Raw genomic sequence first — 13,640 nt, 5'->3', positions numbered from 1 at the left:
TTCTTACTTCAATCGAATCTTTTCGTTTTTTTCGATTTGAATAATAAAATTATCTTGAACAATTAAAGTGATTGAACCGTAATTCATTGTGCTAATCATTTTTTTAATACTTTCCATTGCCTTCTCAAAATTTTGTTGTTTTTTATCCATTTCAATCACTCCCTACAAATGAATATAGTGATTCTTCAATTCTCTCAATGAAAACTTGACGCACATTGTCGTCATAACCTAAACATTCACACAACACCACTTGTTCTTTCAAAAATCCTTGTTTCGCTACCCTTTTCTCAATGCCTAATTTTAATAACCCTGTAAATAATAAATAAGGAATTATGAATACCCGATTTTTGCTTTCATTTAATTTCATTAATTTTTCGTCGAAGGATGGTCCGTTACCATACAAAAAGCAAATATCAACTTTTGCATATTCGTATGTTTGTTGAAGGAGTTTTGCAATTTCTCCTAGTTCCTTCTGTACACTTGGATCACTGCTTCCCCTCCCAATCAACAAAATCTCCGTTTCCTTTGGGTCTACTGGACTTTGTTCCATTACTCGGCTGTGTAAACTATGAATAAGCTTTTCATGAACGCCGAGAGGCTTTCCAATCGTAAAGGTAACAAAAGGATATCGTCTTTTTGCTTGTTCGATTTCAGATGGAATATCGATTTTTGCATGATTTGCAGAAAGCAATAATAGTGGGATTACTGTAATGCATGTTGCTCCTTTCGAAACACATTGCTCTATTCCTTTTAAAATCGATGGTTCTGCCAGTTCTAAAAAACAATATTCTTGAATGCCAACATCGATATAGGATTTTACTGTTTCAATAAACTGAATCGCTTCTTTTACACCCTCTTTTACTCGGCTACCATGAGCAACATACAACAATGCTTGCAATTTCATCCCTCCTGTTTACACAGTTTCACGTAAAGTCGACTGACATTCTTCAAACCACGCAATCTTTTCACGCATTTTCACAACTTCTCCTACTATAATCATTGAAGGATTTTTTATTTTCTCTTCACTAGCGATGCTTACAATCGTTTCTAACGTACCCGTAACAACTCTTTGATGGCTCGTAGTTCCCCATTCAATTAAAGCTACAGGAATAGTTGGATTTCGCTTATATTTCAACAATTGCTCTGTAATGTATGGCAAATTACCAATACCCATATAAATTGCTAACGTATCGACTGATTCTGATAAACCTTTCCAATCAATTCCTTCGTCTTTTCCCTCTCTCATATGACCAGTAATAATTGCAAAGGTCGAACCAAAATCTCTATGAGTTACAGGAATTCCAGCATATGCAGGTGCAGCAATACCAGAGGTAATGCCTGGCACAATTTCAAACGGAATGCCCGCTTCCCTCAAGACCTCTGCTTCTTCTGCCCCACGCCCAAATACGAAAGGGTCTCCACCTTTCAACCTTGTAACAATTTTCCCTCTTTTTGCATGGTGTACAAGCAATTGGTTTATTCTTTCTTGTATGACATTATGTAATTTTGGTAACTTTCCGACAAAGATTAGTTCAGCGTTTGGTTTCGCATAAGTAAGCAACTCTTTTGATACAAGACGGTCGTACAAAATAACATCTGCTTGTTGAATACATCTCAAACCTTTTACCGTTATTAAATCGACACTGCCAGGACCAGCCCCTACAATATATACTTTTCCCATTTTGTTCCCTCACGTTTTTCCTGAAATATACAATGATAATCATGAATACTAAAAACCTTGAATTCTTATAAAACAACTAAGATTTATGTTTTTTATATATTACGAAATACCCTATACCATTTCAATACTTTTTTCTAAATTAAGCATAATGAATCAGTTTTTTCAAAACAGCCAAACCAATTAGAACCAATATAAAAACATGCATTAACAAAAAGACCATAATATCCCCTTGAACACAAGTACTCGTGTCTTTATGTTCATCCGGAGAATATTACGGCCTCTAGTTTTCTAGTCAGCACTTTAATCCATAGTAATTTGGTATAAATAATAAGGTCACAAACTTAATAAGTCAATAGAATTTTTTATAATTCTATAAATTTAGTAAGAATTATTTACATAAAAAATAACAATGACTCAAAAGGTTTCTTACTTTTGAGCCATTGTTTTCAACAAATGCTTTTTATTTCACAACAATATTGACAAGTTTTCCTGGAATGGTAATCACTTTAACAATTTCTTTTCCTTCAACAAGTTCTTTCACTTTTTCGTCTTCTTTTGCAATTTCTTCTAATTGTTCTTTTGATGCATCTTTCGCTACTTTCACTTTTGAGCGGACTTTCCCGTTAACTTGAACTACAATTTCTACTTCATCATCAACGAGTTTTGATTCATCATAAGTTGGCCAAGGTTCATATGTAATTGTATCCTCATGGCCTAAAATTGACCAAAGTTCTTCACCAATATGTGGTGCAATTGGAGAAAGCATTTTTACAAAGCCTTCTGCATACTCTTTTGGTACTACTTCTACTTTATAACATTCATTGATGAACACCATTAGTTGAGAAATTGCTGTATTGAAATGTAAGTGATCGTAGTCTTCAGACACTTTCTTTACTGTTTGATGATAAACTTTTTCCAACGTTTTATCATCGGACTCTTGAATTTTATTAGAAAGTGTCCCATCTTCGTTTACAAATAGTCTCCAAATTCGATCTAAGAAACGTCTTGCTCCATCTAGCCCCTTCGTAGACCATGCAACAGAAGCATCTAGAGGACCCATGAACATTTCATAAAGTCTCAACGTGTCTGCACCATGGCTTCGCACAATGTCGTCAGGGTTTACAACGTTACCTCTTGATTTAGACATTTTTTCATTATTTTCTCCTAAAATCATTCCTTGGTTGAATAATTTTTGGAAAGGTTCTTTCGTTGGAACAACGCCAATATCGTATAAGAATTTATGCCAGAAGCGAGCGTATAGCAAGTGAAGAACAGCATGTTCCGCACCACCAATGTAAATATCTACTGGCAACCAGCGTTTTAAAAGCTCTTCATCTGCAAGTTTTTCTTTGTTATTTGGGTCGATATAGCGCAAGAAATACCAGCTGGAACCTGCCCATTGAGGCATTGTATTAGTTTCACGACGACCTTTCTTACCTGTTTTCGGATCTACTACATTTACCCAATCTTCAATATTTGCTAGTGGAGATTCTCCTGTACCACTTGGGCGAATATCGTTTGTTTTAGGCAAGCGGAGAGGTAACTCTTCCTCAGGTACTGTTGTCATTGTGCCATCTTCCCAATGGATAATCGGAATTGGCTCGCCCCAATAACGTTGACGGCTAAATAACCAATCACGCAGACGATAAGATACTTTTCTTTCTCCTACGCCTTTTTCTTCCAACCACTCGATGGCTTTCTTAATTGCATCTTCTTTTCCTAAACCATTTAGGAAATCGGAGTTGATATGTGGTCCATCTCCAGTAAACGCTTCTTCTTCTATATTTCCGCCTTCTAAAACAGGAATGATTGGTAAATTGAACTTTTTCGCAAATTCATAGTCTCTCTCGTCGTGTGCAGGTACTGCCATAATAGCACCTGTTCCATATGAAGAAAGCACATAGTCCGCAATCCAAATTGGAATAGCTTTTCCGTTAACAGGGTTAATGGCATATGCACCAGTAAATACACCTGTTTTTTCTTTTGCTAAATCTGTACGTTCTAAATCAGATTTAGATTGTACTTGTTCAATATAAGCATCCACTTGTTCTTTTTGTTCAGGAGTCGTAATTTCTTTTACTAAATCATGTTCCGGTGCAAGAACACAATATGTCGCTCCGAACAATGTGTCAGGACGTGTTGTGAACACACGGAATTGTTTGTCAGTACCTTGTACAGTAAATGTAACTTCAGCACCTTCTGAACGGCCAATCCAATTTCGTTGCATTTCTTTAATGCTTTCAGGCCAATCCAACTCATCTAAATCTTCCAATAAGCGGTCAGCGTATGCTGTAATTTTTAGCATCCACTGTTTCATTGGTTTACGTATTACCGGATGCCCTCCGCGTTCTGATTTACCATCAATAACTTCTTCATTGGCAAGCACAGTACCAAGAGCTGGACACCAGTTTACAGGTACCTCATCAATGTATGCTAATCCATGTTTATATAATTGAATAAAAATCCATTGTGTCCATTTATAATATTCTGGATCTGTTGTATTGATTTCCCGATCCCAGTCATATGAAAATCCTAATTCTTGAATTTGACGTTTGAAGTTCTCGATATTTTGTTGAGTGAACTCGGCAGGATCGTTACCTGTATCTAATGCATATTGCTCAGCAGGGAGTCCAAACGCATCCCATCCCATTGGATGAAGGACATCATAACCTTGCATGCGTTTATAACGAGATAATATATCTGTCGCTGTATAGCCTTCTGGGTGACCTACATGCAAACCTGATCCAGATGGATAAGGGAACATGTCCAATGCGTAAAATTTAGGTTTCGAATTATCGTTTAATGTTTTAAAGGTTTTATTTTGCGCCCAATACGTCTGCCATTTCTTCTCAATTTCTCGATGATTGTAACTCACGGGTACTTCCTCCTTGACCTAATTTATTGCAACCTTTTTTACTACATACGTGAAACAATAAATTGCCTATCCGTATATTATCCTAAAAGTGGTAGAATTAACGGAATTTTTAAAAAAATAAAAAAACTCGCCCCAACCCAAAGAGAAGGGACGAGAGTATGTTACTCCCGCGGTACCACCCAAATTAGTGACACATGCACTCAGCTCATACCCTTAACGCGGTGAACGGTTTTAGCTACTACTTTTCACTAAAACAGACTCAAAGGCGAGTTCGATTTGTCTGCTTACTAGCTCCCACCAACCGCTAGCTCTCTGTTAAAGCGTCAAAATCTACTATTCCTTCTCCTAGTCGTACATATTTTCAATGAATTCATTTTAATGGAAATATAGAAATTATACAAGCCCTATGAATACAAATCTTAATGTATATTATTTTAGACTAAATTTCCTCATATGGCTAGTTTTTCACCAGTTATTCTGTATTTCTTTTCTTTATTTCCTTCAGTATATTTGAAACAATTCGAACAACGTAATAAACCGCTCCCCCAAATCCGATAGTGGCTAGAGCAAAAAATGCGGAATGCTTGAAAAAACCCAGTATCATGCTTAGAAGATAAATAAAAAAGAACATGATGAATCCAATAGCATTTCCTATCCCCATTATTTGAAATATCAACCCTAAACTCCCCTTTATTCTTCATGATTGATATATTATTACCTATTATAACCAATATTGTAAATTTTAATATAAATCATATAAGCAATATTAATAAGATTACAACGCTTCCTCTTCAATGTTATAATGTGTAATGGTATTCCGCTCATGAATCAACATCTAACCCAACAAAATGCAAATGTTTTCGTGAATACCAGTAAGGAGTGAAACAATTGACAGAGCAACAATTTCCATTCCCTTCCGATGGGAAACGTTATTATACATGGAATCGATATTTGCGTGATAAGTTTGGCCATAAAGTATATAAAGTAGCATTAGATGCAGGCTTTGATTGTCCGAATCGAGACGGAACAGTGGCATATGGAGGTTGCACTTTCTGCAGCGCTGCCGGCAGTGGGGATTTTGCCGGTAATCGAGTTGACCCAATTCCGGTCCAATTCGAAAAAATTAAAGCAAAAATGCAGAATAAATGGAAAGACGGTAAAACAATGGCCTATTTCCAAGCATATACAAATACTCACGCACCTCTACCTGTTTTAAAAGAGAAATTTGAAGCTGCACTAAATTGTGAAGGGGTAATGGGTTTAAGCATCGCTACTCGCCCCGATTGTCTACCAGATGACGTCGTAGAATATTTGGCAGAATTAAATGAAAGAACATTTTTATGGGTTGAAATGGGACTGCAAACGATACATGAAAGAACAGCAAATTTAATCAATCGAGCTCATGATTATGCTACATATGTTGAAGGAGTCGAGAAACTTCGCAAACATAATATACGTGTTTGTACCCACATCATTAACGGTTTACCATTAGAAGATTACGATATGATGATGGAAACGGCACGTGAAGTGGCTAAGTTAGATGTTCAAGGCATCAAAATTCATCTCTTGCATTTATTAAAAGGAACACCGATGGTAAAACAATATGAAAAAGGCATGTTGCAATTCCTTGAAAGAGAAGAGTATATCAAACTTGTAGCAGACCAATTAGAAATTCTTCCGCCAAACATGATCATCCATCGCATTACCGGTGATGGACCGATAGAGTTAATGATTGGACCAATGTGGAGCGTGAACAAATGGGAAGTGTTAAACGGCATTGATGCTGAATTAGAACGTAGAAACTCCTGGCAAGGAAAATATTATAAGGCGGAAGTGAACAAATAATGCTAGAACGGGTTTTACCTTACGCAAAAACTTTATTATCATCTGTAATTAATGAAGGTGATATCGCCGTTGATGCAACCGCTGGAAACGGCCACGATACATTATTTCTAGCTAATCTTGTAGGAGAGACAGGTTTTGTCTATGCCTTTGATATTCAACAACAAGCAGTAGATGTAACAATTCAACGATTAAAAGAAAACGGATTAGAACATAGAGCCCGTGTCATTTTAGATGGACACGAACAACTGACTAAATATGTCCAAGAAGAAGTAGCGGGGGCTATCTTTAATTTAGGCTACTTACCTGGTGGAAATCATGACATTATCACCAAAGGAGAAACAACTATTTCTGCAATTGAACAATTACTATCACTTTTAAAGATTGGTGGCATAATAGTTTTAGTGATTTACCATGGTCACGAAGGTGGGAAAGAGGAAAGAGATGCGGTGATTGAATTTGTAAAATCTCTTCCTCAAAAATATGTTCACGTTCTTCGCTATGAATTCATTAATCAAAAAAACGACCCTCCGTTTATCATTGCTTTGGAGAAAATGAAAAAACTGCCAGACTTAAAATAAGTCGGCAGTTTTTATATTTCTATTTTTCTTTATTTTCTTGTTGATTTTGAGATTTATTACGCTCTACCCAGAAATCTGCATTTTTAATTCCTAGTTTTATAGGATCAAATACAGGATCTTTTCCAGCTTTTCTTTGTTCCTCATAATCTTTCAAAGCAACGAAAGTAGGCTTCGCTAATACAATAATTCCAATGACATTTGTCCAAACCATTAAACCAAGTCCGATATCCCCTAGTAGCCAAGCTAAATCTGATGTTCTTATTGCACCATAGAAAGTAGAAGCTAGTATTACGAATTTTAATATCCAAGTAATCGTTCCTTCAGTGCGACCGGAGAATAAATAAGCAACATTTGTTTCTGCAATATAGTAGTAAGCCATTAATGTTGTGAATGCAAAGAAGAATAACGCAAAGGCTACAAAAGCAGAACCGAAGTTATCTAATCCAGGGAATGCTCCAGTAACAGCAAGCTGAGTAAATTCTGTATAGTTATGCCCTGGTACATGTTCAACAATTAATTCTCCATCAGCATTATTCACATTCGTATTGTAAGTGCCCATGAATAAAATCATTAACGCTGTCGCGGAACATACAAGCAACGTATCAATATAAATAGATGCTGATTGTACTAGACCTTGCTTAACTGGATGGGATACTTCCGCAGCTGCAGCAGCATGTGGTCCTGTACCTTGTCCAGCTTCGTTGGAATAAACAGCGCGTTTTACCCCCCATGCAATGGCAGCACCAATCATTCCACCGAATGTTGCATCTACACTAAATGCACTGCGGATAATTAATCCGAATACTGCAGGCACTTCAGAAATATTCATGATAATCACGACAATTGCTACTAATAGGTATGCAACCGCCATAAATGGTACGATAATTTGAGCTGCATTCGCAATTCGTTTTACTCCACCAATAATAACGAAACCAAGTAAAGCAATTGTAATTAAACCTGTTATCCAAGGTGAAATGTTAAATGCGTTGTTCATTGCACTGGAAATGGCATTTGATTGAACTCCAGGCATCAAGATAGCCATCGCTAAAATGGCTGCAATCGCAAACACTACCCCGAACCAGCGTTTTCCAGTCCCCTTTTCCATATAATACGCCGGTCCACCACGATAAACCCCTTGTTTCTTAGTTTTATAGATTTGCGCTAATGTTGATTCTACATATGCAGTTGATGCTCCAATAAATGCTGTAATCCACATCCAGAATACCGCACCTGGACCACCGAATGCAATAGCGCTGGCCGTACCAATAATATTTCCGGTACCGACGCGTCCTGAAAGCGCTATCGTTAATGCTTGGAAAGAAGAAACACCAGCTTCTGATTTCTCTCCAGTAAACATTAAAACAAACATTTCTTTAATTTTTCTAATTTGAGCAAATCGGGTCATAATCGAGAACACAAGTCCTACGATTAAAATCCCATAAATCATGATTGGCCCCCAAAGGATGCCGCTAATCCAGTTTAAGAAATTTTCTAACATACACACACCCCTTTAAATTTATGTATCATGAATATTTTTTATATTACAAAAACTTATGAAAACAATCAATATTTTTGATATCATTTTTTTAAAAAAATTATTAATTTTATATTAAAAAAGGAATGTCCATATCGAACATTCCTCCAATTTCAATATAATTCAATTAAACTATATATCCTATAGATCGTAGAACATTATTCATAAAATCTCTCATGTATAGAAATACTTCTTCCCTTTCATAATCATGAAAAATATTGTGATAACTATGGGGCCAGTCTTTATATTGAAATTCACTTGTTTTTTGCAATAATAACCACTTTCTCGCCGTTTCTGAATCCGCCACTTTATCTTGATTAGGGGTAATGAGCAAAATGGGCAATGACAATGTCTTATCCTGAGTCATCAAATTTTTCATTAATTGTTGAATGTCTCGATACCATCGAACGGTAACATTGGAATGATATGGTACGTCATCCTCCATCTCTAGAAAACCATCAGAATTTCGAGTAAATAATCGTCTATCAAACTCCATCGACACTTTTTTGCTTGGTGCTATGTTCATGCTTGCTAGTGCACTTGTAAGTAAATTGGAATGTTTATGCAACTGTAACCACGGAGCAGTTAATACTAGTCCAGCGCATTCCATCTTCGTTGACCTTAAAAATTGAATTGCAAGGGTTCCGCCCAAGCCATGTCCAATGATAAATACTGGTAAATGATATTGAAGAGCGCTTTTCATGAGCTGTTTAATGAAAAGTAAGTATTCGTCAATTAATTCATCATGAACCCTCGTAAATTTTGACCCTTCTTCATGCCCTGGTAAATCGCCCATCACGACATGATAACCTTCCGTCATCAATTTTTCTATTAACCATGCATACCAACGGTGGTTTTCAAAAGCGCTATGTATTATTACTATAACAGCTTTCGGTTGCTCTTTAGTTTCCCACTTCCACATAGCGTTCCTCCTAAATCCACTAATACTTCTGTCATTACAAGTTAGTTTTGTTCTATTTTCAAATATTTTCTTATTTGCTAGGATAATATACATAATAATACTTTAGAAATGAGGAGCTTTGCGATGATTTATCCTTATAAAGATAAAGAACCTAATATCGATCCTTCTGTATTTATAGCAGACCATGTAACGATTACTGGAGATGTTACAATTGGCGAAGATACGTCAATTTGGTTTGGAACTGTGATTCGCGGAGATGTTGCACCAACGATTATTGGAAAACGTTGTAGCATCCAAGATTTAAGTTGTTTACATCAAAGTCCCAATAACCCTCTAATCATAGAGGATGAAGTCATCGTTGGTCATCAGGCTACCTTACACAGTTGTATTGTACGTAAACGCGCTTTAATTGGCATGGGATCCATCATATTAGATGGTGCTGAAATCGGAGAAGGAGCACTCGTTGCAGCTGGAAGTTTAGTACCTCCTGGTAAAAAAATCCCTCCAAATTCTGTCGCTATGGGCAATCCTGCTAAAGTCGTCCGTCAAGTAACAGAAGAAGATCGTAAAGATATGGATCGCATTATTCAAGAATATGTTGAAAAAGGAAAATATTATCAGTCATTAAAGAAATAAAATTCAAGTTATTATTATTTATACAATATTAAATTTACATTGAAAAATAAAAATGCAGGCGTTCATATTTGCCTGCATTTTTATAAAATAATTATAATCCTGCCTTCTCTCTTAATAATTGGGCCACATCTGTTCTTTCCCAAGGCAAATCGATATCCGTGCGACCAAAATGACCATATGCAGCAGTTTGTTTATAAATTGGACGACGCAAATCTAGCATTTTAATGATACCCGCAGGTCGTAAATCAAATAGTTCTTTGACCCACTCAACTAATTTGCTCTCACTTACTTTACCTGTTCCAAAAGTATCAATTGAAATGGATACAGGACGTGCAACACCAATTGCATAAGCTAATTGAACTTCTACTCGATCAGCAAGACCAGATGCTACGATGTTTTTTGCTACATAACGCGCAGCATAGGCAGCAGAACGGTCCACTTTTGTAGGGTCTTTTCCAGAAAATGCTCCTCCACCATGACGAGCATATCCACCATAAGTATCCACAATAATTTTGCGTCCAGTTAGACCCGCATCTCCTTTTGGTCCACCAATTACGAAGCGGCCAGTTGGGTTAATGAAGTATTTAGTATCGTCATCAATCAACTCTATTGGAACAATTTCCTTAATAACTTTTTCCATCATATCTACTTTAATTTGATCAAGAGTAACTCCTTCATCATGCTGAGTAGAAATGACGATTGTATCAATGCGACGAGGTACATTATTTTCATCATATTCTACAGTTACTTGTGTTTTACCATCTGGTCGTAAATACGGAATCTCTTTTGATTTCCGAACTTCTGATAATCTTCTTGCAAGTCGATGAGCTAAACTAATCGGTAGAGGCATCAGTTCTGGAGTTTCATTGCAAGCAAATCCAAACATTAATCCTTGGTCTCCAGCACCAATCGCTTCGATATCCTCATCAGTCATATATCCTTCTCGTGCTTCTAAGGCTTGGTCTACACCTTCTGCAATATCTGGTGATTGTTCACCGATTGCAGTGAGCACCGCCAAGTTTTCTGCATCAAATCCAAATTTCCCACGCGTATATCCAATTTCTGCGACAGTGTCCCGAACAATACTTTGAATATCGACATAAGTTGTCGTAGTAATTTCTCCGGTTACAAGCACTAATCCAGTTGTAACAATTGTTTCACAAGCAACCCTTGCATTTGGATCTTCTTCTAGTATCGCATCCAATATTGCATCGGATATTTGGTCACAAATTTTATCTGGATGACCTTCTGTTACGCTTTCTGATGTAAACAGTCGACGATTTGACATTAAATTTCCTCCTAAATTTACGAGACGAATCTCTGCTATGATACGGTACTCATTATCCATTTTGCCTTAGCAACATTCGCCCGTAAGGAACAGTGCGAAGATGATGAAAGGCTTTAAGAAATTTTTATCTTTTTATAGGTTTTATAGGTTGAATGAGTACGACATTTGTGCTTGAATAAAAAAAGTTCCTATCCACATGCATGAGGAAAGGAACTAAACATTCTACCTTTCACTCTTATCGTTCAAGGGAACCCCTTGCATCAGGTTAGCACCACGCATTATTATAGTAATGCAGGTTGCCGGGTTTCATAGGGCCTTAACCCTCCACCAGCTCTGGATAAGAGTATCCGTTCAACCAACATGTTACGTAATATACTATACAATGTCAAATATTTTTTCCTTTTTCTCAAATTTGACATAACCCGGTATTCTATAATTTACTTATAAGTAGGTACTCTTGTTACAAGCAAAAAATTTTCATAAATAATTTTAAGAATTAGTATAGATTATTTCATCTAATGTGTTATACTAATTTCTGTATTATATAACCAACAATTAATTTTCCTAAAAATAAAAAAAGGATGGTATTTAATCGATGAATTCAGTAGAAATTGCAAATGAGCTGAAGGAATTATTAAAAGGTGGAAATATAAACACTCAATTGTCAGTGCCTCAATTAGTTGAAAAGGCGGTAACTCGTGGAGAAGCCAAATTAACAATTGATGGTGCAATTGTTGCTGAGACAGGTAAATATACAGGCCGTTCTCCAAAAGATAAATTTATTGTCGAAGAAGAAAGCATTAAAGATAAAATTGATTGGGGTAGTGTAAATCAGCCAATCTCTGCTGAAGTGTTTGATAACTTGTATATAAAAGTATTAAATTACTTAAAAGAAAAAGACGAGTTATTTGTATTTAAAGGCTTTGCTGGAGCAGATAAAGAATCTCAATTATCTATTCAAGTAGTAAATGAATATGCTTGGCACAATCTTTTCTGTCATCAATTATTCATCCGTCCAACAAAAGAAGAATTAGCTTCTCATACAGCTGATTTCACAATTATTTCTGCACCTGGTTTCAAAGCGAATCCAGCTGTTGACGGAACAAACTCAGAAGCATTTATTATCGTATCATTCGAAAAGAAAATTATTTTAATCGGTGGTACGGAATATGCTGGTGAAATGAAAAAATCTATTTTCAGTATCATGAACTACTTGTTACCTGAAAAAGGAATTCTTTCAATGCATTGCTCTGCTAACGTTGGAGAAGATGGTGACGTAGCGTTATTCTTTGGTTTATCTGGTACTGGAAAAACAACTCTTTCTGCTGACAGTGATCGTAAATTAATCGGTGATGATGAACATGGTTGGTCTGACAACGGTGTGTTCAACATTGAAGGCGGCTGCTACGCTAAAACAATTAATTTATCAGCTGAGAAAGAGCCAGAAATTTATAATGCCATTCGTTTTGGTACAGTGTTAGAAAACGTTGTAATCGATTCAGAATCACGTATTCCTGATTACGATGATAATAGCCTAACAGAAAATACACGTGCAGCGTATCCAATTCATTACATTGATAATATTGTAATGCCTTCTATTGCTGGTCATCCGAAAACAATTATTTTCTTAACTGCTGATGCTTTTGGAGTGCTTCCTCCAATCAGTAAATTAACGAAGGAACAAGCAATGTACCACTTCTTAAGCGGATTCACTTCTAAATTGGCTGGTACTGAACGCGGCGTTACTTCACCTGAACCAGTATTCTCTACATGCTTCGGTTCTCCTTTCTTACCACTTCCAGCAACAAAATATGCTGAAATGTTAGGTGAGAAAATCGATGAACACAACGTTCAAGTATTCTTAGTGAACACTGGTTGGACTGGTGGCGAATACGGTGTAGGTAGCCGCATGAAGCTTTCATATACTCGCGCAATGGTACGTGCTGCTATCAGCGGTAAATTAAACGATGTTGAAACAAAACAAGATGGTATTTTCGGATTACACATCCCAACTGCAATTGAAGGGGTTCCAAGCGAAGTGCTAGATCCTCGTGAAGCTTGGAAAGATAAAGAAGCTTACGATCAAAAAGCTCGTTATTTAGCTGATTTATTCAAAGAAAACTTCAAGAAATTTAACAACGTATCAGAAGATATTTTGAAAAAAGGTGGACCATTGGTTTAATATCAACGTTCCATCCATTCTAAACTCATATTAAGATTAAAGAGGCGCCTAATAAGTCATTGAGGCGCCTCTCTTTACGACTGATGCTCATGCATTCTT

Annotated in this window: 11 protein-coding genes, 1 riboswitch and 1 other annotated feature; of the genes, 4 read left to right on the top strand and 7 right to left on the bottom strand. The window is 36.5% G+C overall.

Features of this window, described 5'->3' with window-relative positions:
* Positions 1-3 precede the first annotated feature (3 nt).
* From NST00_RS08150 to leuS, 4 genes are all read right to left on the bottom strand, one after another.
* Positions 4-117 (bottom strand): DUF2292 domain-containing protein, encoded by a 114-nt coding sequence (locus NST00_RS08150; protein WP_408056479.1) that lies wholly within the window; start codon positions 115-117, stop codon positions 4-6.
* Between the two features lie 34 nt (positions 118-151).
* Entirely contained in the window at positions 152-904 is a 753-nt protein-coding gene (locus NST00_RS08145) for a sirohydrochlorin chelatase (RefSeq protein ID WP_340709842.1), read from the bottom strand.
* A 9-nt stretch (positions 905-913) separates the two neighbouring features.
* Complete coding sequence (cobA, locus tag NST00_RS08140) at positions 914-1,681, bottom strand: uroporphyrinogen-III C-methyltransferase (protein ID WP_016837050.1); 768 nt, start codon at positions 1,679-1,681, stop codon at positions 914-916.
* A gap of 460 nt (positions 1,682-2,141) precedes the next feature.
* Complete coding sequence (gene leuS, locus NST00_RS08135) at positions 2,142-4,556, bottom strand: leucine--tRNA ligase (RefSeq protein ID WP_016837049.1); 2,415 nt, start codon at positions 4,554-4,556, stop codon at positions 2,142-2,144.
* A 143-nt stretch (positions 4,557-4,699) separates the two neighbouring features.
* Positions 4,700-4,912: a binding site (T-box leader), on the bottom strand.
* Between the two features lie 532 nt (positions 4,913-5,444).
* On the opposite strand from leuS, the gene NST00_RS08130 reads away from it, so the two are divergent.
* Both NST00_RS08130 and NST00_RS08125 read left to right on the top strand, forming a co-directional pair.
* Entirely contained in the window at positions 5,445-6,401 is a 957-nt protein-coding gene (locus tag NST00_RS08130) for a TIGR01212 family radical SAM protein (protein ID WP_168411936.1), read from the top strand.
* Positions 6,398-6,979 carry a class I SAM-dependent methyltransferase gene (locus tag NST00_RS08125; RefSeq protein WP_026018961.1) on the top strand — a complete coding sequence of 194 codons (582 nt, stop codon included), beginning with the start codon at positions 6,398-6,400 and terminating at the stop codon, positions 6,977-6,979. The genes NST00_RS08130 and NST00_RS08125 overlap by 4 nt, the downstream gene beginning before the upstream one ends.
* A 19-nt stretch (positions 6,980-6,998) precedes the next feature.
* On the opposite strand, the gene NST00_RS08120 is transcribed toward NST00_RS08125, so the two are convergent.
* The gene (locus tag NST00_RS08120; protein WP_340709841.1) at positions 6,999-8,477 is read right to left on the bottom strand and encodes an alanine/glycine:cation symporter family protein; all 1,479 of its coding nucleotides are present in this window, start codon (positions 8,475-8,477) and stop codon (positions 6,999-7,001) included.
* 163 nt (positions 8,478-8,640) lie between these two features.
* Positions 8,641-9,435 carry an alpha/beta hydrolase gene (locus NST00_RS08115; protein ID WP_016837044.1) on the bottom strand — a complete coding sequence of 265 codons (795 nt, stop codon included), beginning with the start codon at positions 9,433-9,435 and terminating at the stop codon, positions 8,641-8,643.
* Positions 9,436-9,558: 123 nt separating this feature from the next.
* On the opposite strand from NST00_RS08115, the gene NST00_RS08110 reads away from it, so the two are divergent.
* On the top strand, positions 9,559-10,071 hold the full coding sequence (locus NST00_RS08110; RefSeq protein ID WP_016837043.1) for a gamma carbonic anhydrase: 513 nt from the start codon (positions 9,559-9,561) through the stop codon (positions 10,069-10,071).
* Between the two features lie 91 nt (positions 10,072-10,162).
* On the opposite strand, the gene metK is transcribed toward NST00_RS08110, so the two are convergent.
* The gene (gene metK, locus NST00_RS08105) at positions 10,163-11,359 is read right to left on the bottom strand and encodes a methionine adenosyltransferase (protein WP_096551632.1); all 1,197 of its coding nucleotides are present in this window, start codon (positions 11,357-11,359) and stop codon (positions 10,163-10,165) included.
* A gap of 232 nt (positions 11,360-11,591) precedes the next feature.
* A riboswitch (SAM riboswitch) is annotated at positions 11,592-11,703 on the bottom strand.
* A gap of 251 nt (positions 11,704-11,954) precedes the next feature.
* On the opposite strand from metK, the gene pckA reads away from it, so the two are divergent.
* Positions 11,955-13,541: a phosphoenolpyruvate carboxykinase (ATP) gene (gene pckA / locus NST00_RS08100; RefSeq protein ID WP_016837041.1), complete on the top strand. Its 1,587-nt coding sequence runs from the start codon at positions 11,955-11,957 to the stop codon at positions 13,539-13,541.
* The last annotated feature ends 99 nt before the right edge of the window (positions 13,542-13,640 follow it).

Origin of the sequence: Ureibacillus sp. FSL K6-0165 (assembly GCF_038004285.1) — a bacterium.
Taxonomy (GTDB): domain Bacteria; phylum Bacillota; class Bacilli; order Bacillales_A; family Planococcaceae; genus Ureibacillus; species Ureibacillus thermosphaericus.
Note: the sequence above shows the minus strand (reverse complement) of the source record. Positions and strands in the feature narration are given on the sequence as shown.